General features: G+C 56.6%; 24 protein-coding genes. 10 read left to right on the plus strand and 14 right to left on the minus strand.

Translation table 11 applies throughout. The features are described 5' to 3' along the window. The first annotated feature begins 15 nt into the window (after positions 1-15). Positions 16-1,512 carry a phosphomannomutase/phosphoglucomutase gene (locus tag ACR0IO_RS03380; RefSeq protein WP_480739587.1) on the plus strand — a complete coding sequence of 499 codons (1,497 nt, stop codon included), beginning with the start codon at positions 16-18 and terminating at the stop codon, positions 1,510-1,512. Positions 1,513-1,571: 59 nt separating this feature from the next. Here the strand turns inward: ACR0IO_RS03380 and ACR0IO_RS03385 are convergent, their stop codons facing one another. Next, complete coding sequence (locus ACR0IO_RS03385) at positions 1,572-3,539, minus strand: AsmA family protein (RefSeq protein ID WP_480739589.1); 1,968 nt, start codon at positions 3,537-3,539, stop codon at positions 1,572-1,574. 99 nt (positions 3,540-3,638) lie between these two features. Here ACR0IO_RS03385 and rimO point away from each other — a divergent pair, with 99 nt between their 5' ends. Together rimO and ACR0IO_RS03395 are read left to right on the plus strand one after the other, a co-directional pair. After that, positions 3,639-5,027 (plus strand): 30S ribosomal protein S12 methylthiotransferase RimO, encoded by a 1,389-nt coding sequence (rimO, locus tag ACR0IO_RS03390; protein ID WP_480739591.1) that lies wholly within the window; start codon positions 3,639-3,641, stop codon positions 5,025-5,027. Positions 5,028-5,157: 130 nt separating this feature from the next. Continuing rightward, positions 5,158-5,514 carry a hypothetical protein gene (locus ACR0IO_RS03395; RefSeq protein WP_480739594.1) on the plus strand — a complete coding sequence of 119 codons (357 nt, stop codon included), beginning with the start codon at positions 5,158-5,160 and terminating at the stop codon, positions 5,512-5,514. A 17-nt stretch (positions 5,515-5,531) separates the two neighbouring features. Here the strand turns inward: ACR0IO_RS03395 and ACR0IO_RS03400 are convergent, their stop codons facing one another. Both ACR0IO_RS03400 and ACR0IO_RS03405 read right to left on the minus strand, forming a co-directional pair. Then, on the minus strand, positions 5,532-5,888 hold the full coding sequence (locus ACR0IO_RS03400) for a diacylglycerol kinase (protein WP_480739596.1): 357 nt from the start codon (positions 5,886-5,888) through the stop codon (positions 5,532-5,534). A 142-nt stretch (positions 5,889-6,030) separates the two neighbouring features. Further along, positions 6,031-6,219, minus strand: a complete 189-nt coding sequence (locus tag ACR0IO_RS03405) for a hypothetical protein (protein WP_209016144.1) — start codon at positions 6,217-6,219, stop codon at positions 6,031-6,033. A gap of 228 nt (positions 6,220-6,447) precedes the next feature. On the opposite strand from ACR0IO_RS03405, the gene ACR0IO_RS03410 reads away from it, so the two are divergent. Then, positions 6,448-6,690, plus strand: coding sequence for a CDGSH iron-sulfur domain-containing protein (locus tag ACR0IO_RS03410; protein WP_155145466.1), 243 nt, complete (start codon positions 6,448-6,450; stop codon positions 6,688-6,690). Between the two features lie 6 nt (positions 6,691-6,696). Here the strand turns inward: ACR0IO_RS03410 and ACR0IO_RS03415 are convergent, their stop codons facing one another. The 5 genes from ACR0IO_RS03415 to ACR0IO_RS03435 all read right to left on the minus strand — a co-directional run bounded on the left by ACR0IO_RS03415 (position 6,697) and on the right by ACR0IO_RS03435 (position 8,632). Continuing rightward, positions 6,697-6,954 carry a DUF6455 family protein gene (locus ACR0IO_RS03415; protein ID WP_480739601.1) on the minus strand — a complete coding sequence of 86 codons (258 nt, stop codon included), beginning with the start codon at positions 6,952-6,954 and terminating at the stop codon, positions 6,697-6,699. Continuing rightward, a complete protein-coding gene (locus tag ACR0IO_RS03420) occupies positions 6,954-7,223 on the minus strand; it encodes a DUF6455 family protein (protein WP_170331481.1) in 270 nt (89 codons plus the stop codon). Before ACR0IO_RS03420 ends, ACR0IO_RS03415 begins: the two co-directional genes overlap by 1 nt. A 12-nt stretch (positions 7,224-7,235) precedes the next feature. Continuing rightward, entirely contained in the window at positions 7,236-7,487 is a 252-nt protein-coding gene (locus tag ACR0IO_RS03425; protein ID WP_480739604.1) for a DUF6455 family protein, read from the minus strand. Positions 7,488-7,556: 69 nt separating this feature from the next. Beyond that, positions 7,557-7,925, minus strand: a complete 369-nt coding sequence (locus ACR0IO_RS03430; protein WP_480739606.1) for a YigZ family protein — start codon at positions 7,923-7,925, stop codon at positions 7,557-7,559. Then, positions 7,922-8,632, minus strand: a complete 711-nt coding sequence (locus ACR0IO_RS03435; protein WP_480739608.1) for a M48 family metallopeptidase — start codon at positions 8,630-8,632, stop codon at positions 7,922-7,924. The genes ACR0IO_RS03430 and ACR0IO_RS03435 overlap by 4 nt, the downstream gene beginning before the upstream one ends. A 119-nt stretch (positions 8,633-8,751) precedes the next feature. On the opposite strand from ACR0IO_RS03435, the gene ACR0IO_RS03440 reads away from it, so the two are divergent. The 3 genes from ACR0IO_RS03440 to ACR0IO_RS03450 all read left to right on the plus strand — a co-directional run bounded on the left by ACR0IO_RS03440 (position 8,752) and on the right by ACR0IO_RS03450 (position 10,513). Next, positions 8,752-9,003 (plus strand): hypothetical protein, encoded by a 252-nt coding sequence (locus ACR0IO_RS03440; protein ID WP_155145476.1) that lies wholly within the window; start codon positions 8,752-8,754, stop codon positions 9,001-9,003. A gap of 236 nt (positions 9,004-9,239) precedes the next feature. After that, complete coding sequence (locus tag ACR0IO_RS03445) at positions 9,240-9,818, plus strand: nitroreductase family protein (RefSeq protein WP_480739610.1); 579 nt, start codon at positions 9,240-9,242, stop codon at positions 9,816-9,818. Continuing rightward, positions 9,815-10,513, plus strand: a complete 699-nt coding sequence (locus ACR0IO_RS03450) for an EI24 domain-containing protein (RefSeq protein ID WP_480739611.1) — start codon at positions 9,815-9,817, stop codon at positions 10,511-10,513. Before ACR0IO_RS03445 ends, ACR0IO_RS03450 begins: the two co-directional genes overlap by 4 nt. Before the next feature lie 3 nt (positions 10,514-10,516). Here ACR0IO_RS03450 and ACR0IO_RS03455 read toward each other — a convergent pair whose 3' ends face one another. Together ACR0IO_RS03455 and mce are read right to left on the minus strand one after the other, a co-directional pair. Then, entirely contained in the window at positions 10,517-10,783 is a 267-nt protein-coding gene (locus ACR0IO_RS03455) for a DUF1467 family protein (protein WP_155145482.1), read from the minus strand. Between the two features lie 22 nt (positions 10,784-10,805). Beyond that, positions 10,806-11,210 carry a methylmalonyl-CoA epimerase gene (mce, locus tag ACR0IO_RS03460; protein ID WP_109313240.1) on the minus strand — a complete coding sequence of 135 codons (405 nt, stop codon included), beginning with the start codon at positions 11,208-11,210 and terminating at the stop codon, positions 10,806-10,808. 135 nt (positions 11,211-11,345) lie between these two features. On the opposite strand from mce, the gene ACR0IO_RS03465 reads away from it, so the two are divergent. After that, the gene (locus ACR0IO_RS03465; RefSeq protein ID WP_155145484.1) at positions 11,346-12,065 is read left to right on the plus strand and encodes a response regulator; all 720 of its coding nucleotides are present in this window, start codon (positions 11,346-11,348) and stop codon (positions 12,063-12,065) included. 210 nt (positions 12,066-12,275) lie between these two features. Here the strand turns inward: ACR0IO_RS03465 and aspS are convergent, their stop codons facing one another. Then, complete coding sequence (gene aspS, locus ACR0IO_RS03470; RefSeq protein WP_480739612.1) at positions 12,276-14,051, minus strand: aspartate--tRNA ligase; 1,776 nt, start codon at positions 14,049-14,051, stop codon at positions 12,276-12,278. Positions 14,052-14,257: 206 nt separating this feature from the next. Between aspS and ACR0IO_RS03475 the strand changes: the two genes are divergently transcribed. After that, entirely contained in the window at positions 14,258-15,484 is a 1,227-nt protein-coding gene (locus tag ACR0IO_RS03475; RefSeq protein ID WP_480739613.1) for a class I SAM-dependent methyltransferase, read from the plus strand. 9 nt (positions 15,485-15,493) lie between these two features. On the opposite strand, the gene ACR0IO_RS03480 is transcribed toward ACR0IO_RS03475, so the two are convergent. From ACR0IO_RS03480 to ACR0IO_RS03490, 3 genes are read right to left on the minus strand one after another with little or no spacing between them, the layout of a single operon-like run. After that, positions 15,494-16,165 (minus strand): CPBP family intramembrane glutamic endopeptidase, encoded by a 672-nt coding sequence (locus ACR0IO_RS03480; protein WP_209016145.1) that lies wholly within the window; start codon positions 16,163-16,165, stop codon positions 15,494-15,496. Next, positions 16,162-16,809 carry an aminotransferase class IV family protein gene (locus ACR0IO_RS03485; protein ID WP_480739614.1) on the minus strand — a complete coding sequence of 216 codons (648 nt, stop codon included), beginning with the start codon at positions 16,807-16,809 and terminating at the stop codon, positions 16,162-16,164. Before ACR0IO_RS03485 ends, ACR0IO_RS03480 begins: the two co-directional genes overlap by 4 nt. Next, positions 16,764-17,897 carry an aminodeoxychorismate synthase component I gene (locus tag ACR0IO_RS03490; RefSeq protein ID WP_480739615.1) on the minus strand — a complete coding sequence of 378 codons (1,134 nt, stop codon included), beginning with the start codon at positions 17,895-17,897 and terminating at the stop codon, positions 16,764-16,766. Before ACR0IO_RS03490 ends, ACR0IO_RS03485 begins: the two co-directional genes overlap by 46 nt. A gap of 172 nt (positions 17,898-18,069) precedes the next feature. On the opposite strand from ACR0IO_RS03490, the gene carB reads away from it, so the two are divergent. Further along, positions 18,070-21,414: a carbamoyl-phosphate synthase large subunit gene (gene carB / locus ACR0IO_RS03495; protein ID WP_480739616.1), complete on the plus strand. Its 3,345-nt coding sequence runs from the start codon at positions 18,070-18,072 to the stop codon at positions 21,412-21,414. The last annotated feature ends 48 nt before the right edge of the window (positions 21,415-21,462 follow it).

The raw sequence follows: 21,462 nt of genomic DNA on the forward strand, positions 1-21,462 counted from the left end.
CGATCGAGATATTTGATGACCAAGCCTATCCCCGAGGTGACCCCAAACACCTGGAGTTTTCTGCGCGACCCGATGATCACACCCACCGGGTTTCGCGAATATGACGCCCGCTGGAAATACCCTGAGGAGATCAACCTGCCCGGCATGACTGCCCTTGGTCTGGGACTGGGTACGCAGATGCACAAGCGCGGCATCGAGCCGGTAATCGCGGTTGGCAACGACTATCGTGACTATTCTCTGGCCATCAAGAATGCGCTAATCCTTGGGCTGATGCAGGCCGGTATTCAGGTCAAGGACATCGGCCCGGCTGTCAGCCCGATGGCCTATTTTGCACAGTTCCATCTGGACGTGCCTGCGGTGGCAATGGTCACTGCCAGCCATAACCCCAACGGCTGGACCGGCGTTAAGATGGGCTTTGACCGGCCTCTGACCCATGGTCCTGACGAGATGTCCGAGCTGCGCGATGTCGTGCTGAACGGAGAAGGCGTCGCCCGTGAAGGTGGCTCTTACGAATTCGTTGATGGCGTGAAAGAGGCTTACATCGACGATCTGGTGGGCGACTTCAAAATGTCACGTCCGCTCAAGGTGGTTTGCGCCACCGGGAACGGCACAGCTTCGGCCTTTGCCCCCGAGATATTTGAGCGGATCGGCGTCGAAATCGTACCCAGCCACAACGAGCTGGACTACACTTTCCCCAACTACAACCCGAACCCGGAAGCCATGGAAATGTTGCATGACATGGCCGACACCCTCAAAGCCAGCGGTGCCGATCTGGCGCTCGGCTTCGACGGGGATGGCGACCGTTGCGGCGTCGTTGATGATGAAGGCGAAGAGATTTTCGCCGATAAGGTCGGCGTGATCATGGCCCGCGATCTGGCCAAGCTACATCCCGGCTCGACCTTTGTGGCGGACGTCAAATCCACAGGCCTGTTCGCCAGTGACCCCGAGCTGCAGGCGCATGGCGTAAAAGCTGACTACTGGAAGACCGGTCACAGCCATATGAAGCGTCGCGTCAAGGAAATCGGCGCGCTGGCCGGGTTTGAAAAGTCAGGACACTACTTTTTGGCTGAACCTATCGGGCGAGGCTATGACTGCGGAATGCGCGTAGCCGTCGAGATCTGCAAACTGATGGACCGTAACCCGGATCAGAGCATGTCTGACCTGCGCAAGGCCCTGCCTAAAACATGGTCGACCCCGACCATGTCGCCCTATGCAGCCGATACCGAAAAGTATGACATCCTCAAACGGTTGGTCGACAAGCTGGTCGCCAAGGCGGATGCAGGCGAGACATTTGCCGGACGTCCGATCAAGGAGGTCGTGACCGTAAACGGTGCTCGGGTCATTCTGGACAATGGCAGCTGGGGTCTGGTGCGCGCGTCGTCGAACACCCCCAATCTGGTTGTCGTCTGTGAAAGCAGCGAAAGCGAAGACGAAATGCGCGCTATTTTTGCGGATATTGACGCCGTCATTCGCACCGAACCCAATGTCGGTGACTACGACCAGACAATCTGATCACTGAAACAATACGGGGCACCTTAGGTGCCCCGTATTCGTTTGGCTCGAAATATAGTTCAGTCGCCACCGAACAATTTCAGAAGACCTTTCTTGGCCTCTTCTTCAAGTTTGCTTTTGAGCGCATCCTCGATCTGATCGCTATCGGTGATAGTGGTATCCAGTTCATCCCCGACCTTCTTCAGGACCTTGTCCTTCGCATCCTGTTCAAGTTCCTTGACCTTACCTTCGGCCGCAGCTTCGATCACTTTGGTCAGGTCGGGCCGGATCGATGGATCGCTCCATGGTCCGACGATGCGAACGGGTACTGCGATACCCTCGCCAGAATTTGCCCTCAGTGCGACAGGTGTGAAGAGATAGTCAATGTCACGGGCACCCAGCCCGACACGCCCTTTGCCATCTGCCCTGTAATTCTTGAGGGTCATCAACAGATCTTCGTTGGTCAGGTTCCCACCATCCATGGTGAAGCTTGCGGTAAGGCTGTTGAAGACCGTCGTCCCTCCCGACACGTTGCCGCGCCCCATCAGGCGATCGAGATCAATACCCGAGATGACGCCGCTTTCAACATCAAGGCTACCGGATCCGCTGAGCGAGTTCATAATCTGATTTTCCGTTTGCCCCACACCAAGGAATTTAAGGGAACCTGATCCGGTGCCGGACAGACGTTCTATGCCACCCAGAGTACTCAGGGCCTGCTGGATGTTTATCCCGGTCGCTGTCAGATCTCCCCCGACCGACAATCCGTTTCTGTTGTTCGCTACGACCTGACCATTCAGTTGCCCCGAAAACAAAGTAGCCGGATGCATTTTCAGAACGGCCCGTGATCTATCAAGGCTCATGGTCAAATCACTCGCGCCAAAGGTCATGCCCGGTACGGCGATTGAGTTGGCTTGCAGCCGGATATTGCCATTTGCCAGCGACAAAGCAGACGCATCAATCGGGTCATTGGACCAACCCTCTGAAACAGGTGCTGCGGCACTGCTCCCGCCACCGGTTGAGGTGCTGGTCGCTTCGGTTCCGGCAATCTGTGAGAGATCAAGATCCCCGCCATTCAGTCGCGCGGTCAGTTGCGGGGGATCAGAAATGACAATGTCGGCCTCTCCATCGAACCGATTGTTATCCAGAACGGCGCTCATCCCGCGCAATGAGATGCGACCATCTTTGGTATAGGTCATTTGGCTCGAGACATTCGCAACCTGACCCAGCCCGTATGGGACAGAGACTCCGCCCTGACCAAACGCCGCCAACATCTGTTCGGTGCTGGATGTCTTGATCCGGGTCTTGCCATCCATTTCCCCGGCAATGTTCACTCGGCCCGAGAAACTGATGTCTCCTCCCGGGGCTGTCATAGTCAGCTCAAGCGGCGTTACCACGCCGGATGCGAATGCCGGCAGATCCGGGATCGTAAGGTCCACTTCAGCGCTCCCGCCGGGTACTGACATGCTTGCCTGCATCTCCATAGGGGCGTCGATTTCAGGCCATCTGGCTGCCAGATCAACATTGGCGAAATCCATCTTAATCTCGCCATTCTCGACATAGATCAGCCTTGCGTTGGTCAGTTCCAGACGATCAAGGGTAATTGCACCCTGTTCCGTTGCGGAGGGGGTACCCACCTCACTCGCCGGTACGGTCGCACCCGGCTGCGCCACTGTGAGTTCCCAGTTCCCGCGCCCTTCGGACAGCTCAAGCCGCAACACCGGATCCTCTGCCAACACGCGTTTGATTCGCAGATCGCCTGCCAACAATGCTGATGCGTCCACGCCCACAGCCAGACTATTGGCGCTCAGCATTGGTTGCGGACCAGCCCATGATGCGTTTCCAAAGGTGACCGGACCGGTTTCCATTCCCAGCACAGGCCAGAAGGACAGGCGCACATCGCCGGAAAGGGTCAGTTCACGTCCGGTCTGTGCCCGTACCTGTTCGGCCAGTATGGCGCCGAGTTTATCCCCCGGCATCAACAACAACGCGCCTATGACCAGCCCGAATGCTGCAACCAGTATGAATAGGATTCGCACCAACCATTTCATGTTTTGCCCTCTGCCTTTTCGGCTTGTCTGCTCGATGACAAGTCAGCCCTGTGCGCGCAACATTTGCAAGGGGAAGCGTTCCCCACTATATGCCGCGCCATGACCACGAACCCGCCAAACCTCCGCCCCGACCTGGCGCCTGCCGCCCGGATCACCGAGACGCCACGTTCGAACCAGCCTACCATCGGCATGGTCTCATTGGGCTGTCCCAAAGCACTGGTCGACAGTGAACGCATTCTGACCCGCCTTCGTGCCGAAGGATACGGAATTTCACCCGACTATTCAGGCGCGGATGCCGTGATCGTGAACACATGCGGGTTTCTCGACAGTGCCAAGGCGGAATCGCTGGATGCGATCGGCGAGGCGCTGGTGGAAAATGGAAAGGTCATCGTGACCGGCTGTCTGGGGGCCGAACCGGATTACATCCGCGAACATCACCCGCGCATCATGGCCGTCACCGGCCCGCACCAGTACGAACAGGTTCTGGATGCGGTACACTCGGCCGTGCCGCCGGACCCGGACCCGTTTGTGGATCTGTTGCCCACCAGCAGCGTGCAGCTCACCCCGCGTCATTACAGCTATCTGAAGATTTCCGAGGGCTGTAACCACAAATGCAAGTTCTGCATCATCCCGGACATGCGCGGCAAACTCGCCAGCCGGCCAGCACATGCAGTTCTGCGTGAGGCTGAAAAACTGGTAGATAATGGGGTGCGAGAGTTGTTGGTCATCTCGCAAGACACCTCAGCCTATGGCCTGGATCGCAAGTATGATGTGAACCCTTGGAAAGACGGTGAGGTGCGTACCCACATAACCGATCTGGCCCGCGAGCTTGGAAAGTTGGATGCTTGGGTCCGGCTTCACTACGTCTACCCGTATCCGCATGTGCGCGAACTGATCCCGCTCATGGCTGATGCGGGATGTAATGTGCTGCCATATCTGGACATTCCCTTCCAGCATGCCCACCCCGACGTCTTGAAACGCATGGCTCGCCCTGCAGCAGCGGCCAAAACCCTGGATGAGATTGCGGCCTGGCGCGCAACCTGCCCGGAAATCACCCTGCGGTCGACCTTCATCGTGGGGTATCCTGGTGAAACCGAGGCCGAGTTCCAGACGTTGCTGGACTGGTTGGACGAGGCACAACTGGATCGCGTCGGGTGTTTTCAGTACGAAAACGTGGACGGTGCAAGATCGAATGATTTGCCGGATCATGTCCCCGCCGAAGTCAAACAGGACCGGTGGGAACGTTTTATGGAAAAGGCTCAGGCGATCTCAGAAGCCAAGCTGGCCGCAAAAGTCGGACAAAGGATCGAAGTCATCGTGGACGAGGTCGATGGCGATGCGGCGACCTGCCGGACCAAATCTGACGCCCCCGAGATTGACGGCAACCTGTTCATTGATGAAGGCTTCGAGGCCTTGAAGCCGGGCGATATCGTGACGGTCGAAGTGGATGAGGCCGGCGAATATGATCTGTGGGGCAGAACTGTCTGATACTCTGATCAGACAAACTCACAGGTCTGCTGATGAAGTGCGATAGGCAAAGCGTGACCCAAGTTTATTGGCAAACAGCGCGCCCTTGACCGATCATAGACATGAAACCCTGTCCCAAACGGAGGTTCTCATGATTCGCGTGTTTCGACCTATCCCACGATGCGCTGCTGTCATCGTCGCAGTACATCTGCTCTCAGGCCCGGTTTCCGCGCAGAGCTATGACAATAGTGTTTCCGGCTTCATTACGGTTGGATCAGTCAAGCTGAGTATTCACCAGCGAAGTCAGCATCATGTTCGCAGATACTATTACGCTCCGACTATCCGGCACTACTCAACCAGACCACATGTTAGCTATGGCTCAACCTATAAAGCCAGACCACATAACGGGGTCAAACGTCACAAATACAAAGGCTACTACTATCCAGCGCCAAAGCGGTATGTGTTCAAGTATCGCAAACACCGGCTCGGGCTGCGGTTTCAGCACTAAGAATAGTGGAGCGCTGGCTAAATCAGGCTGAACAACACAACCAGCCAGGCAACCCCAGCTGCTATCGCGGTCAGGGCCACGGCTGCGCTGGCTGCATCTTTTGCCTGCCCTGCCAAAGTGTGATGTTCGGTTGAGGTGTGATCGACCGCACGTTCGACAGCTGTGTTGAACAACTCAGCCGCCAGAACCAGGATTCCCAAAGCGAGAATCATGACACGTTCGCCCGCAGTCAGCGGCAGCCAAAACGCCAATGCAGCCGAGACCACATTGAGCCATCCCCAGACACGGAACGAGTATTCCTCGCGCCAGGTCGTGATCACGCCCTGCCAGCTCCAGCGTGTTCTGTCACTCAGTCGTTGAAAGAAGTTCAGCATTTGGCCTTCCGGGCGCTTGGTTCAGTTATTGAACAAAACCAGTATTTTCACGTTATGGCCAGAAAAGAAAAAACCGCCAAACGGCGGCTCGAACTTTGATCGAATGTGCAGGCGGCCCCCAATAGGACCGCCTGCGGAATGCTTATTGTGTGACCGGGTTACATACGGTCTGACCTGCTTCGGTCGTGGCCAGCTGATAACCTGCCGAGCAGCTTGCGTTGCCTTGCTTGTCATAGCTAGGCTGTACGTAGATCGGGGTCGGTTCTTCCTGCTGCGAGCACGCGGCCAGAACAACTGCGGTTGCGCAGAGAGCAGCGAATTTGAGTTTCATGTCCATCAATCCTCTATTACTTTTCTGATATTGCCCAGTTTTTCGGGGCCGTCGTCAGAATACGGGCTTGTCACCAATCTGGCAACCGAATCGATAACGGCTTCGTGATTAGAAGCGAAACCACGCTTGCCCGGCAACCTGCAGGTGCATTGATCGGGCCTGCCGCTACCCTTTTTGCCTGATCAGGCTAAGCTGTGTCATCGACATAAGCCAAATCGGAGTAGCCAGATGTCAGATGCACCCATCATCGCACAGAAATCCCCCTTTCCCGTCGAGGTAACCGAGGGCAAGAGTTATTTCTGGTGCGCATGCGGCAGATCCAAACGACAGCCCTTCTGTGACGGATCACATAAAGGAACCGGAATCGAGCCGGTCAAATACACCGCAGAATCGAGCAAAAAGGTCTTTTTTTGTGGGTGCAAACAGACTTCCAAGCCCCCTCTGTGTGACGGATCACATCAACAGTTATGAAGGTGTCTATCTCAGCTCATTGAAGGTTTTAGCATTGGCGCAAAATTCCGGTGCGGCGATCGCCTGAGACTGCTGAATCGACAGCCAGATCGTGCAGATTTTGCTGCATTCTGCGGCGCGACAGCGCGTCACCATCTCGGCATAATCGTTGGCAGAAAGCCGCCCTTCAACCATCGCTTCGGTAAGGGAAACACCCATGCACCTGGCGACGGATCGGGTCAGCCAAAAATGTTTTTCGATGTCGCCAAGCGAAGTTCGAGCCATCAGTTCATCCGCCGCTGATTTGCCTTAAGTGCGGCGAATCGCTTTCGGTTTGGGCAGTTTTCGGGGGCATGCGGCGCATTTTCATTCTGATCCAACCATTCAGGACATGCGCAAGCCCATTCGCACCCCCTGCAGGATTGAATCATCTCGGCCCAGCCTTCCTGGCTCAGTCGACCGACCTTATGGGCTGCTACAAGATCAGTTCCCGTGGCCTGCCCCATCCTGAGGATCAGGCGAACGTGTGTCATAATTTGACCCAGATGCATCATCGAACAACCGCCTTACGGGATGAGATTTTGCAGTAACTCCCGATTTCTGCAGTATTCCGGAGTTTGCTGCGAAGACGCGCTTTTCTGAAGAAAGGACTCGCAGTGTTGCGGATTGGGGCAACTAGTGCATCTCAATACGGCGTCAGAAATTTCATCTACCGATACCTGCCCTTCGATAGCAGCAGTTTCCAGATCCACACCCAGCTTTGTGGCCATCTGATCCACGAGGCCGGCATGGTGTCGCAAAGTCTCACGGCTGGACATACGGTTTCCTTTCCCTGTCGCGCTTTAGGAAAAGGTATCAATCAAACCGATCTTTGCCCTTGATTCAGGTCAAGCACCGATACCGAGGTGATCCAGATAGAACCGCGTGGCATCCTGCACCCTGCGAAAACGATCGCCGCCAAGCTTCTTGCCGCCATACCAGCGTGTCACGATGATGACGTGGTTCTCCATTTCAGCACGCTCCATCATCCGCAGGATCACCATGGCAGCGCCACTTTCACCATCATCGGCTTTCAGCGCTCCGGTCGGCAAAACAGCGGCCCAGGTGTTGTGCGTAGCCTTGGCGTAACTCTTGTCGGATTTGAGTTCCGCCAGAACAGCGTCAACATCCGCCCGGCTGGATGCAGAGGCACCGGTGACAGCGTATTTTGATCCGCGATCGGTCAGCACCACGCCAAGGCGCGTCAGTTTTGTCATTGTGTCAGTCCCAATTGGGCCGCCGTTTCCAGAACGGCCTGCACGCGCTGAGCGTTGGGGGGGTGTGTCGCCAAAAAGCGGTCACCCGGATCAGGAATACGCTTGAAGTACTCCATTCCGACCAAGGGGTCATAACCCGCTGAATGTGTAATCACCGTACCCAGCCGGTCAGCCTCAAGCTCGAACCCCTTGATGTATACCTGCACCCCGACATCTGCACCCAGCTTCTGCGCAAGTTCAACACCCTCGTCATCAGCGCCATAATCCCGGGCCAAATTCCCAAAGATCTGCGCGCTTTCCTGCGAGTTTTTAGCCTGACGTGCAATGTGATCCAGAACATGGTGGGCTGCTTCGTGCCCCATGACGAATGCCATTTCGTCCGCATTTTGCGTCGATTCAATCATCGTCTGGGTAAAAATAATGTAGGGTCGCTTCTTGTCATCCAGTGTCTGAAACGCATTGACCTCTGCATTTGGATCAGGATCGACAAGGATTCCGAACTCGCAATTCAGGTTTTTGGCCTGACGTCGGCAGGTATCGGTGGCGGCGGCGCTGACGGCGCGGCTGACTTGCCGAAAATCGCTCGCTTTCTGCTGCAGCTCCGGCGTTGAGGGATTCCACTGTTCTGCAGTGATAAAACCAGACCCGCGCGGGCTAAGGCCACAGGCGGAAACCAGCATGACCAGCAACAAGACATAACGGAGCATTCCGGGTCCTTTCAAAATCATGCCGGAAGGAAACCTTAGCGCGACACCTTCGGGCTTACCACACCTTCTGTTCCGAACAACGGGTTGCATTACTGCATTCGGATCGGCACTCTGACATCATGTTTTCGATTGAACATGAATTCGACTCGACGATCATTACTCTGGTGGACGAAGGCCCCAAGCCTTTGCAAGAGGATATCGTAATCAACAGTTTTGCCGAATGCGTGACGCTTGAGCAGATAGACCCCCGTACGGAACAGGTCCAGAAGATCACGCTGTCACCGGAACAGGTCCGCGATCTGGCCGCTGCCCTCGATTTACCAGAGGGCGTCTATCAGATCCGGGAAACTCCACCTGATCAAAGTGAATAGCAATCGCCAGACACCGCCTGATGCCGTTTGATTCATCCTAAACACCTGTAGCGGTCTACAGCGTGGCAAGGCTTTGCATCGACTTGTGTTTTGTTCTTTGTGCCTCCATAGCCAATGTGATCTCCCGCCAAGCCGCCGCAAGGTATCAGAGATGTAGGACAGTTTTTTGCATTTGCCCTTGAAAAGGCCATGCACCTGTCCGAGATACACACTGCTGATGTAAAGGAAGTTAACATATGTCCTTGAAAAATCCGGCCGCACTGGAATTTCTGCTGTCGCGCCGATCCCGCCCGGCGAAAACCCTGATCGCACCTGCCCCAACACGGGAAGAACTGGAACCTTTGCTGACAGCCGCTGCTCGCAGCCCGGATCACGGCAAGCTTGAGCCCTGGCGCTTTATCGTTCTGCAAAAAGGCGCGATGCCGCGTCTAGCGGACCTGACCAAGAAACATGGGCGGGCATTGGGCAAAAGCCCCGAGGACATCGCCAAAGCCAGAAACCAATTCGATCTGGGACAACTGGCCGTCGCCGTCATCGAAGTGCAAAAGGAATCCCCCAAGATTCCTGCAATCGAACAAACCTATTCTGCCGGTGCAGTGTGTTTGGCGTTGCTGAATGCAGCTCTGGCTGCTGGTTGGGGGGCGAACTGGCTGTCAGGCTGGCAAACTCATGACCGTGATTTCTGCAAGGAAGCCTTTGGTCTCGCTGAAAATGAACGTGTCGCTGGCCTGATTCACATCGCAACCGAAGGCACCACACCGCCTGAACGTCCACGCCCGGACGTACCTGTACTGACCGAATGGGTTTCCGAATGATCGTTGTCCAGTCATTTCTCAAAGCCATCGGACAGATCGGGGATCCGCGGTTTCGCAAAGTTCTGCTGCTGGGCGTTGGCCTGACATTTGCCCTGCTTGTGGTGAGTTATGCAGGGTTCCTATGGCTGATCAACACGCTTGTCGGAGATCAGGTAACCCTGCCGATTTTGGGTGAAGTGACGTGGTTGAACGATCTTCTCAGTGTCTCATCTTTTCTGCTGATGATGGTGCTGTCGGTCTTTTTGATGGTGCCGGTGGCCTCAGCCATCACCTCGATGTTTCTGGACGAGGTTGCACAAGCGGTCGAGGACAAACACTATCCCTCTCTGCCCGCGGTCCCAGGCATACCTTTTGGCGACGCATTGATGGATACGCTCAGCTTCCTGGGCGTCCTTATCGTTGCCAACCTTCTGGCTCTGATCCTTTATGCGATTTTCACGCCCTTCGCTCCGTTCATCTTCTGGGCCATGAACGGCTTCCTGTTGGGGCGGGAATACTTCACATTGGCCGCGATGCGGCGGTTGGGCCGTGAAGGAGCGCGCAAACTGCGGGCAAAACATGTCGCAACGATCTGGATGGCCGGAACACTGATGGCCATTCCGCTATCCGTACCTCTGGTGAACCTCCTGATCCCGATCCTCGGGGCCGCGACGTTCACCCATATCTATCATGGGCTGTCAGGGACCAGACCCTGACTGTCAGCCCATCTGGTTCAGCCAGTCGAAATCCCGGACCGAGATCACGCCCGAGATGATAATCCCAGCAATGATCGCCCAGATCACTACCGAGATACCGGTGGTGATCCACATCTTTTTCTTCAGGTGATGCACTTCTGGCGCCCCTGCATGGGTACCCGGCACAATCTCACCCAGATCGCCCTGCGTTTTGATCCGCACGGGCAACACGATCAACAAGGTCAGGAACCAGATTACGGCAAACAGGACCAGAGCTGCTGTAATCGTCATAGTCGGCCCTCCGGCTTAGGGGTTACACCTGCTCCAGTTCGACAAGGCAACCATTGAAATCCTTGGGATGCAGGAACAGAACCGGTTTGCCATGCGCACCGATTTTGGGCTCTCCGGAACCAAGGACGCGCGCACCGGTTTCCTTAAGGTGATCGCGGGCGGCAATGATATCTTCAACTTCGTAGCAGACATGGTGAATGCCGCCAGCAGGGTTCTTTTCCAGAAATCCATTGATCGGGCTGTCATCGCCCAAAGGATACAGCAATTCAATCTTGGTGTTGGGCAGTTCGATAAAAACCACGGTTACACCATGATCGGGCTCGTCCTGAGGCGCGCCAACTTTTGCGCCCAGCGCGTTGCGATACTGCTCGGAAGCCGCTTCAAGATCCGGAACGGCAATCGCGACGTGGTTCAGGCGACCAATCATGGAACTCTCCTCTGTTCAGCGTTGCTGGGGTTATGGGGGTTGCCCCGACAAAGGGCAAGTGCGCCAAATTGCCCATTAACCCTGTGTTAGCCAGAAGTTCCTAGCGTGAGGCATCTGCTGAACAGGAGTTTTGCCATGGACGATTCGGGCCCATTCGCCACCTCTCCCGCCCTTCCCAACGCTACCCGGCCGTTGCTGGGGCAGACCATCCTTGTCGTTGAAGACAGCCGGTATGTCTGCGATGCAATGCGGCTGATGTGCATGCACAGCGGGGCGAGAATTCGTCGCGCGGACTGCCTGAAATCGGCACGCCGTCACCTTCAGATCTATCGCCCTTCCGTCATTGTCGTCGACATGGGGCTGCCCGATGGGTCTGGTGATGAGTTGATTGCCGAACTGGATCAGGCAGCACCCCGGATCAGTGTCATTCTGGGAATGTCGGGTGATGACGGTACCGAAGCAGCAGCGATGAAGGCTGGTGCGGATGGGTTCCTCGCCAAGCCGCTGACGTCGCTTGCCTATTTCCAGAAGAGTATTCTGGAACTTCTCCCCGAAGATCGCCGCCCGGGGGGCCTCCATGCTGTGCGCGACGAGGTGATCCACCCGGACCCGATGGCCTACCAGGACGACATGGCACATATCGCTGACGTACTGACAGGTCCGACCGACAATCGCACGCTGGACTATGTGGCACAGTTCCTCAGGGCGGTCGCACGGGATGCCGAAGATATGGTTCTGGCTGAAGCCGCACAGCAACTGGCGGCATCACAGTCACGGGGCGCACCCGTTACCGCGCAGACCGCACGAGTAGCAGGTTTGGTGCAAAACCGGCTCAAACACCGGGAGGCCATCTGAGATGACGATCGCTTATTTCATCACGGCCACCGTTCTGTGCCTGTGGCTTTACCGCCAGACCAGAAGCACGGCGCGGTCAATTCGCGACAACCGTCAAAGCGTGGACAACCCACTTGATTGAACCTCAAAGCAAAGGCTCTATCGATCTTGATCAGCAGGATTTGAGCTGCACAAAACAGAACCGCCCGCACAAGGCGGGCGGTCTGACTATCAGTCTTGTGGGATGATGCGAAGACCCAGCTCCATCAACTGATCCGAAGTCGGATCTGATGGCGCATCCATCATCAGGTCTTCGGCACGCTGGTTCATCGGGAACATCATGACTTCACGGATGTTGGCCTCATCAGCCAGCAGCATCACGATACGGTCGATACCTGCAGCACAGCCACCGTGTGGCGGCGCCCCATAGTGGAACGCGTTGAACAGGGCACCAAAGCGGCTCTTGACCTCTTCTTCGCCATAGCCCGCCAGTTCGAAGGCTTTCAGCATGATCTCAGGCTTGTGGTTCCGGATCGCGCCAGAAACCAGTTCGTACCCGTTACAGGCCAGATCGTACTGATACCCGCGCACATCCAGCGGATTGCCCTGCAGCGCTTCCATACCGCCTTGAGGCATCGAGAACGGGTTGTGCTCAAAATCAATCGCGCCGGTTTCTTCGTCCTGTTCATAGATCGGGAAGTCCACGATCCAGGCAAAGGCAAAACGATCTTTTTCGGTGAGGTTCAGTTCCTCACCAATCACGTCGCGTGCCTTACCAGCAACCTTTTCAAAGGCTTTCGGCTTGCCGCCCAAGAAGAACGCCGCATCACCAACGCCCAGACCCAGTTGCTGACGGATCGCTTCAGTCCGCTCGGGGCCAATGTTCTTAGCCAGCGGGCCTGCCGCTTCCATCCCTTCGCCCTGATCGCGCCAGAAAATGTAGCCCATACCGGGCAGACCCTCTTTCTGGGCGAAAGCGTTCATACGGTCACAGAATTTACGGCTGCCACCGGTCGGCGCCGGGATCGCGCGGATTTCGGTGCCTTCCTGCTCCAGCAGTTTGGCGAATATCGCAAAGCCAGAACCACGGAAATGCTCAGACACAACCTGCATCTTGATTGGGTTCCGCAGGTCGGGCTTGTCGGTGCCGTACCAGAGCGCTGCGTCCTTGTAGGAAATCTGCGGCCATTCCTGATCAACCTTTCGGCCACCGCCGAATTCCTCAAACACGCCGGTCAGAACCGGCTGGATCGTGTCGAACACGTCCTGCTGCTCAACAAACGACATCTCGAGGTCGAGCTGATAGAAATCGGTGGGCGAGCGGTCGGCACGCGGATCTTCGTCGCGGAAGCAAGGCGCAATCTGGAAGTACTTGTCGAAGCCCGACACCATGATCAGTTGTTTGAACTGCTGCGGAGCTTGCGGCAGCGCGTAGAACTTGCCCGGGTGCAAACGCGAGGGCACCAGGAAGTCACGCGCACCCTCGGGCGAGGATGCGGTGATGATCGGTGTCTGATACTCGCGAAAGCCCTGATCCCACATCCGTTTGCGCATGGATGCAACAACGTCCGAACGCAGAGTCATGTTCTGCTGCATCGCTTCACGGCGCAGGTCCAGATAGCGATAGCGCAGGCGAGTTTCCTCAGGGTATTCCTGATCGCCGAAAACCATCAGCGGGAGTTCGTCAGCAGCGCCCAGAACTTCCAGTTCACGCACATAAACTTCGATCTCGCCGGTGGGCAATTTCGGGTTTACCAGTTCGGGGTCGCGTGCCTTGACCGTGCCGTCGATGCGGATGCACCATTCGGAGCGGACCTTCTCCAGCTCTGCAAAGGCTGCGCTGTCGCCGTCGCACAGAACCTGTGTCACGCCAAAATGGTCGCGCAGGTCGATGAACAGCACGCCGCCGTGATCTCGTACCCGATGCACCCAACCGGACAGGCGAACGGTTTCACCAACATTGGCGGCGGTCAGAGCGGCGCAGGTGTGGCTGCGATAGGCGTGCATGGATCATATCCCTTCGGGCGCAAAATTCGTCGCGCCGATACACCGCGATCGCCCGTAGAAGTCAAGGGTCCGCCGCTCTATCGCATGCGATGTTAAGCAAAAGGCAGACAAATTCTTATTTTTTGGTATGTTTTCCGCATAGTGAACTTGAATAGTTTTTCCCGGTTTACGGGAGCCAGGCCATTTTGAAAGGAGATGTTGGGCAAATGTGGCAAGCTATTTTCGATCGCATTTTGAGCGACTTCATCACCCGTGGGACGCTGCGGATCAGATACCCCGACGGGAGCGAACGCGAATATGGTGACGGGACTTCACCCGCGGCACAAATCTCGCTGCATGAAGCGGCTCTGCTGCCGCGCATGGTTAAGAACCCCGAGATGGCCTTTGGTGAAGGCTATATGGATGGTTCGCTGTCTATAGACGAAGGCGGTCTGGAAAACGCGATGCGGATTGCGATTCGCTCGGCAGCCGCAAATCCATTACCCGTCGTTCAACGAATTCAGATGCGCGCCGAATACCTCATGCGCCCTCTGATCCAGCGCAATTCGGTGCCTCTGTCAAAACGCAATGTTGCACACCACTATGACCTGTCGGATGATTTCTATCGTCTGATGCTGGATCCGGACATGCAGTATAGCTGTGCGTATTTTCAGACGCCGGACATGACACTCGAACAAGCGCAGAAGGCCAAGAAGGACCATATCGCCCGCAAGCTGTGCCTTGAGCCGGGGATGAGGGTTCTGGACATCGGTTGTGGTTGGGGTGGCCTCGCTCTGACACTGGCACAGAAGCACGGCGTTCGAGTCACCGGCCTAACACTGTCCGAAAATCAACACAGAACCGCAAACCAGCGCATTCAGGCGGCAGGCCTGCACAAGCAAATTCAAATCCGGCTTATGGATTATCGAGAGGTTGAGGATCAGTTTGATCGCATCGTGTCCGTCGGCATGCTGGAACATGTGGGTGCACCCCAGTTTCAGACTTATTTCGACCGGATTTCCGATCTGCTGCATCCGGAAGGTGTTGCCCTGATCCATTCGATTGGGCGCAACGGTCCGGCCACCAATCAATCCCCGTGGCTGAGCAAATATATCTTCCCGGGTGGCTATGTCCCGTCGCTAACCGAACTTGTGGGCCCGGTATCGCGTACCGGGATGTGGTTTCTGGATATCGAGAGCCTTCGATTGCACTATGCAAAAACACTGCGGTGCTGGCGCGATCGGTTCGAGCACAATCTGGATCAGGTTCGTGCGATGTATGATGACCGGTTTATCCGGATGTGGCGGTTCTATCTGACGGCCTGCATTCTGGTTTTCGAGGAACGCGATCAGACTGTTTTCCAGTTGCAGCTTGGTCACAAACGAGATGCGGTGCCACTGACAAGAGATTACCTCTATCAGTCACCTCAGCCCATGCGTGATGCTGCGGAATAGCTGATCAACTCAGAATGGCCGTTGAACGTTGCCGGAATAAAAGAAAATGCCCAGACCGGCTGCAAAGATGATGTTGCCGGCGATAGCGTGCAACAGAACCGCGTAGAAGAATGACCCACGCTTGCGATAGGCCCAGGAGAACAGGATCCCGCCAGCAAACGTCATCACTGCAACGATCCAGCTCCAGTACATCAGATGTGCGAATGAAAAGATCGCTGCGTTCAGTACATCGGCTGCGCGCCCCGTTGGCAGAATCCCGTGATACCGGCGGTAGAACAGTGGTCTGAATAGCAGCTCTTGCGGTAAGGCAGACAGCAACGGATAGCCAACCCAAATGAAGGCCAGCATCTCCGGCCTGTGGATCAGCAGAAAGAATGCCGCGTCAGGACGGGTCGCTTTAACCAACACGGTGCAGACGGCAGCCATTGCCACCGTGAACAGGACTACCTCTCGCCAGGACCAGTTTCGCCATCCATAGCGCAGTTCAGCCCACGAAAATCCCGGAGTGTTATGCAGCAGAATGATCCCAAGACCGGTGAATGCAAACAATGCCGGGAACATCCAGTTGGGTGGAAACAGCACAGCGATCAACAGTGGCGCTGCGATGAAAAAAGCACCAAATTCCAGTCGCAACCGCATCTCAGGAACAGCGGCTCTGGTCAATTCCCCCTGTTCGCTCACTTTATTGCCAGCTCCACGCGGATCAGCCCCCTCAAGGAATTACCCATATGCACATTCTTCGCCTCATGCAGATCGGTCAAGGTCAGAGTCGCTTCGGTAACCTTTTCTGTTTCCAGCAATTCTTCGCGCAAAATACCGGGCAGCAGGCCTGACGAAAGTGGCGGTGTCAGCCAGCGCCCGTCTGGCATTTCCAGAAAGAGATTGGTGATCGAGCCTTCACAAAGCTCCTCCTTCTCGTTGAGGAACAGTAACTCATCCATATCATCAGGCAGAGACGCCCGGGCCGTATCATAAATCGCCCGTCGGGTTGTCTTGTACCGCAGCCACGGATCGGAAGAGTCCAACCGAATATCCGATATCCCAAGCCGCCAGACCGATGGGTTTTCAGCGAGGGGGCCGGTTGTGACTTCGTACTGTCCTGCCCTATCCAAAGTCAGCCTGCAGCGCAGGGGATCATTTCCGGATACCGTGTTCAACGCTTGGATCGCCAAATCGGAATCAAATGGAATGCCAAGTGCATCAGCTGACCGCGCCATACGCGCTAGATGCCGCTGCAGGCGTACGAAACCATGCTCAGGCCGAAAGGCCAAGGTTTCGATCAGGCGGAAATCAGGCTCAGTTGGTGGGCAAACCGGGCTTTCCATAGCGCTTCCTCATATTCGGACGGGGCTGTGCTGTCCCACACAACGCCGCCGCCCACATTCAGCGTGGCCTCGCCGTCTTCAACCATCAGCGTACGAATAGCGACGTTGAATTCGGACCTACCGTCTGGTGCGGCCCAACCAATCGTGCCGCAATAGATATCACGCGGCCAAGGCTCAAGATCCGAAAGAATCTCCATCGCACGAATTTTGGGAGCTCCGGTGATCGAACCGCAGGGAAACAGCGCGGTCAAAATGTCTGACAACCCGGCCCCTACCTGCAGTTGCGCCTGCACAAGTGACACCATCTGGTGCACGGTGGCATAAGTTTCGACCTTGAACAGCTCAGGCACTTTAACCGTTCCTGGCAACGCAACCCGACTGATATCGTTGCGCAGCAGGTCGACGATCATCAGATTCTCGGCGCGGTTCTTTTCATCCTGCGACAGAAACGCGCGACGCCGGGCATCCTCGGCCAAATCCTCGCTGCGTGGCTGCGTGCCCTTCATCGGGCGGGTTTCAATCCGCCCATCGGCGTCGGTTCTGAAAAATAACTCCGGCGACCGGCTGAGGAGGTCAGGCAATCCATCCTGCTGAACCAGCGCACCGTGACCAACGCGCTGACTGGATGTGAGCGCCGAATAGAGAGACGCGCTGTCACCCTCAAGTTTCAGATCGATCGGAAAGGTCAGGTTAGCCTGATAAATATCCCCGGCCCCAATCGCATCGTGAACTGATTGGAAGGCTTTGGTATAACGCGCTTCGTCCCATCGGGGCTGAAATTCCGTAACGCCGGATGATCCTGACGGCAAATCAAGCTTCGATGGCTGTTCGTAGACGCCAAAACACAACAACGGCAGGCGACGCCCTTCGGGCAGACGATCAGCAAGGCGGGTCTCAAGCACATATCCAAGCTCATAACTGGCATATCCTGCCAGCCATGCACCTTGCGCGCGTGCATCATCCAGCGCCGCCAAAGCCTGGGGCACGTCTTCCGCATTGTCTGCGCGGATCACCTGAACAGGCCGATCAAAACTGGTTCCCGGCCCGGTCGGTCCCTGATCGAAACGAATACGCAATTGCTTCCTCATTTACCGTGTTGCGCGATATAGAGAATACGGTGTCGAGGGAAAGGGGGGAAAGCGGCAAATTCGCTCCTGTTTCCGATACCCCTTGAACCTTTTCGCGCTGTCCCTATAACGCACGACAATTTGGGCGCTTGGGCGGCGCCCGTGACTCGTGCAAAATCGAAGGGGCCAGGCCATGCCGAAGAGAACCGACATTCAGTCGATCATGATCATCGGGGCGGGCCCCATTGTCATCGGACAAGCCTGCGAGTTCGACTACTCAGGCGCACAAGCGTGTAAGGCGCTGCGTGAGGAAGGGTACCGGGTTATCCTGGTGAACTCAAACCCGGCCACGATCATGACCGACCCCGGGCTGGCGGACGCCACCTATATTGAACCCATCACGCCCGAGGTTGTCGCCAAGATCATCGAGAAAGAACGTCCCGACGCCCTGCTGCCCACCATGGGCGGGCAGACCGGCCTGAACACCTCGCTGGCGCTGGAAGAGATGGGTGTGCTGGAAAAGTTCGGCGTCGAGATGATTGGCGCCAAGCGTGATGCCATCGAAATGGCCGAGGACCGCGCCCTGTTCCGCGAGGCGATGGATCGCCTGGGTATCGAAAACCCGAAAGCCGAGATCGTAACGGCCCCCAAGGACGAGAGCGGAAAGAAAGATCTCGACGCCGGTGTAGCGCTGGCGCTGGATACGCTTGAAACTGTGGGACTGCCCGCGATTATCCGACCTGCCTTTACGCTGGGCGGTACTGGTGGCGGCGTGGCTTATAACCGCGAGGATTACATCCATATTTGCCGTTCGGGTATGGATGCCTCACCCGTAGGCCAGATCCTGATCGACGAAAGCCTGCTGGGTTGGAAAGAATATGAGATGGAGGTGGTGCGCGACACCGCCGACAACGCCATCATCGTCTGTTCGATCGAGAACGTTGACCCGATGGGCGTGCATACAGGTGACTCGATCACCGTGGCCCCTGCCCTGACGCTCACTGACAAAGAATACCAGATCATGCGCAATCACTCGATTGCCGTGCTGCGCGAGATCGGCGTCGAAACCGGTGGTTCGAACGTGCAATGGGCGATCAACCCGGTCGACGGCCGGATGGTTGTGATCGAGATGAACCCGCGCGTCTCGCGGTCTTCGGCGCTGGCCTCAAAAGCAACCGGTTTCCCGATTGCCAAGATCGCGGCGAAGCTGGCTGTGGGCTACACGCTGGATGAGCTGGACAATGACATCACCAAGGTGACACCCGCGTCGTTCGAGCCGACCATCGACTATGTCGTGACCAAGATCCCGAAATTTGCATTCGAAAAGTTCCCTGGCTCGGAACCCTACCTGACCACCGCGATGAAGTCGGTGGGTGAGGCCATGTCGATCGGCCGCACCATCCACGAATCGATGCAGAAAGCTCTGGCCTCGATGGAATCAGGTCTGACCGGGTTTGATGAGATCGAAATCCCCGGACTGAACGTTGGCCTCTGGGAAGAGACCAGTGACAAAGCTGCCGTGATCAAGGCGATCAGCCAGCAAACGCCTGACCGTCTGCGCACCATTGCACAAGCCATGCGCCACGGCCTTACCGATGACGAGATTTTTGGCGTCACCAAGTTCGACCCGTGGTTCCTTGCCCGTATCCGCGAGATCATCGAGGCCGAGCGCACCGTCCGCAAAGACGGTCTGCCGGTGACCGACGACGGCATTCGCAAGCTGAAAATGCTGGGCTTCACTGACGCGCGTCTGGGCAATCTGACCGGCCGTGACGAAGACAACGTCCGCCGCGCCCGCCGCAATTTGGGCGTCAATGCCGTATTCAAACGCATCGACACCTGCGCGGCCGAGTTCGAGGCGCAGACGCCTTATATGTATTCAACCTATGAGGCCCCGATGATGGGTGAGGTTGAGTGTGAGGCACGACCAAGCGACCGCAAAAAGGTTGTCATCCTCGGCGGTGGCCCAAACCGAATCGGCCAAGGCATCGAGTTCGACTATTGCTGCTGCCACGCCTGTTTCGCGCTGACCGAAGCCGGGTACGAGACCATCATGGTCAACTGCAACCCCGAGACGGTTTCGACCGACTATGACACCTCGGATCGCCTGTATTTCGAGCCGCTGACTTTTGAACACGTCATGGAAATCCTGACGAAAGAGCAGGAAAACGGCACGCTGCACGGTGTGATTGTACAATTCGGTGGTCAGACGCCACTGAAACTGGCGAACGCGCTGGAAGAAGAAGGTATTCCGATCCTCGGTACCACCCCGGACGCCATCGACCTAGCCGAAGACCGGGAACGCTTCCAGGCACTGGTCAACGAACTGGGCCTGAAACAACCAAAGAACGGCATCGCCTCGACCGATGAGCAGGCGCTGGAGATTGCGGACGAGATCGGCTTCCCGCTGGTGATCCGCCCCTCATACGTTCTGGGCGGTCGTGCGATGGAAATCGTGCGCGATATGGACCAGCTGAAACGCTACATCAACGAGGCCGTGGTGGTTTCCGGTGACAGCCCCGTTCTGCTGGACAGCTATCTGGCCGGTGCGGTGGAACTGGACGTCGATGCGCTGTGCGATGGCACCGACGTTCACGTCGCAGGCATCATGCAGCACATCGAAGAAGCCGGTGTGCACTCGGGTGACTCGGCCTGTTCACTGCCGCCCTATTCGCTGTCGAAGGAGATTCTTGGCGAGATCAAGGATCAGGCATTCAAGTTGGCAAAGGCTCTCAACGTCGTTGGCCTGATGAACGTCCAGTTCGCGATCAAGGACGATGAGATCTTCCTGATCGAGGTAAACCCACGCGCTTCGCGGACTGTCCCATTCGTGGCCAAGGCCACCGACAGTGCGATTGCGTCGATTGCTGCACGTGTGATGGCGGGTGAGAAGCTTTCGAACTTCCCGATGCGCCCAGCGTACCAAGAAGGTCAGGATACCAAGATCGCCGATCAGATGACGCTGGCCGATCCGGACATGCCGTGGTTCTCGGTGAAAGAGGCCGTGCTGCCTTTTGCCCGGTTCCCTGGCGTCGACACGATCCTCGGTCCTGAAATGCGCTCGACTGGTGAGGTCATGGGCTGGGATCGCGATTTCCCACGCGCCTTCCTCAAGGCGCAAATGGGTGCCGGGATGGTACTGCCATCTTCGGGTCGCGCCTTCATCTCGATCAAAGACGCGGACAAGACACCCGCAATGCTCGAGGCCGCACAAGTGCTTGCCGCACAAGGTTTCTCGCTGGTGGCAACCCGTGGGACCCAGACCTGGCTGGAACAGCAGGGCGTCGCTTGTGACGTAGTCAATAAGGTCTACGAGGGTCGTCCGGACGTGGTCGACATGCTGAAAGATGGTCAGGTGCAGCTGGTGATGAACACCACCGAGGGTGCTCAGGCCGTTGAAGACAGCAAGGCAATCCGGTCCATCGCGCTTTATGACAAGATCCCCTACTACACCACAGCTGCAGCCAGCCATGCAGCGGCACTGGCGATCAAGGCACAGGCCGAAGGGGATGTCGCGGTGAAATCCCTGCAGGGATAAATCCTATCATTGTCAGATGATCAAAGCCCCGGTTCCGCCGGGGCTTTT

The organism is Ruegeria sp. CE12, from assembly GCF_056537525.1.

Excerpts from the sequence above, each read along its gene's own strand:
- ACR0IO_RS03490 (WP_480739615.1), bottom strand. The coding sequence starts at position 17,897 with ATGAGGAAGCAATTGCGTATTCGTTTCGATCAGGGACCGACCGGGCCG.
- ACR0IO_RS03415 (WP_480739601.1), bottom strand. The coding sequence starts at position 6,954 with ATGGCTCGAACTTCGCTTGGCGACATCGAAAAACATTTTTGGCTGACC.
- ACR0IO_RS03425 (WP_480739604.1), bottom strand. The coding sequence starts at position 7,487 with ATGTCCAGCCGTGAGACTTTGCGACACCATGCCGGCCTCGTGGATCAG.
- ACR0IO_RS03385 (WP_480739589.1), bottom strand. The coding sequence starts at position 3,539 with ATGAAATGGTTGGTGCGAATCCTATTCATACTGGTTGCAGCATTCGGG.
- ACR0IO_RS03420 (WP_170331481.1), bottom strand. The coding sequence starts at position 7,223 with ATGATGCATCTGGGTCAAATTATGACACACGTTCGCCTGATCCTCAGG.
- ACR0IO_RS03380 (WP_480739587.1), top strand. The coding sequence starts at position 16 with ATGACCAAGCCTATCCCCGAGGTGACCCCAAACACCTGGAGTTTTCTG.
- ACR0IO_RS03455 (WP_155145482.1), bottom strand. The coding sequence starts at position 10,783 with ATGACGATTACAGCAGCTCTGGTCCTGTTTGCCGTAATCTGGTTCCTG.
- mce (WP_109313240.1), bottom strand. The coding sequence starts at position 11,210 with ATGATTGGTCGCCTGAACCACGTCGCGATTGCCGTTCCGGATCTTGAA.
- ACR0IO_RS03405 (WP_209016144.1), bottom strand. The coding sequence starts at position 6,219 with ATGAAACTCAAATTCGCTGCTCTCTGCGCAACCGCAGTTGTTCTGGCC.
- ACR0IO_RS03395 (WP_480739594.1), top strand. The coding sequence starts at position 5,158 with ATGATTCGCGTGTTTCGACCTATCCCACGATGCGCTGCTGTCATCGTC.
- ACR0IO_RS03430 (WP_480739606.1), bottom strand. The coding sequence starts at position 7,925 with ATGACAAAACTGACGCGCCTTGGCGTGGTGCTGACCGATCGCGGATCA.
- ACR0IO_RS03465 (WP_155145484.1), top strand. The coding sequence starts at position 11,346 with ATGGACGATTCGGGCCCATTCGCCACCTCTCCCGCCCTTCCCAACGCT.
- ACR0IO_RS03410 (WP_155145466.1), top strand. The coding sequence starts at position 6,448 with ATGTCAGATGCACCCATCATCGCACAGAAATCCCCCTTTCCCGTCGAG.
- carB (WP_480739616.1), top strand. The coding sequence starts at position 18,070 with ATGCCGAAGAGAACCGACATTCAGTCGATCATGATCATCGGGGCGGGC.
- ACR0IO_RS03435 (WP_480739608.1), bottom strand. The coding sequence starts at position 8,632 with ATGCTCCGTTATGTCTTGTTGCTGGTCATGCTGGTTTCCGCCTGTGGC.
- rimO (WP_480739591.1), top strand. The coding sequence starts at position 3,639 with ATGACCACGAACCCGCCAAACCTCCGCCCCGACCTGGCGCCTGCCGCC.
- ACR0IO_RS03485 (WP_480739614.1), bottom strand. The coding sequence starts at position 16,809 with ATGGAAAGCCCGGTTTGCCCACCAACTGAGCCTGATTTCCGCCTGATC.
- ACR0IO_RS03445 (WP_480739610.1), top strand. The coding sequence starts at position 9,240 with ATGTCCTTGAAAAATCCGGCCGCACTGGAATTTCTGCTGTCGCGCCGA.
- ACR0IO_RS03450 (WP_480739611.1), top strand. The coding sequence starts at position 9,815 with ATGATCGTTGTCCAGTCATTTCTCAAAGCCATCGGACAGATCGGGGAT.
- ACR0IO_RS03440 (WP_155145476.1), top strand. The coding sequence starts at position 8,752 with ATGTTTTCGATTGAACATGAATTCGACTCGACGATCATTACTCTGGTG.
- ACR0IO_RS03475 (WP_480739613.1), top strand. The coding sequence starts at position 14,258 with ATGTGGCAAGCTATTTTCGATCGCATTTTGAGCGACTTCATCACCCGT.
- ACR0IO_RS03400 (WP_480739596.1), bottom strand. The coding sequence starts at position 5,888 with ATGCTGAACTTCTTTCAACGACTGAGTGACAGAACACGCTGGAGCTGG.
- aspS (WP_480739612.1), bottom strand. The coding sequence starts at position 14,051 with ATGCACGCCTATCGCAGCCACACCTGCGCCGCTCTGACCGCCGCCAAT.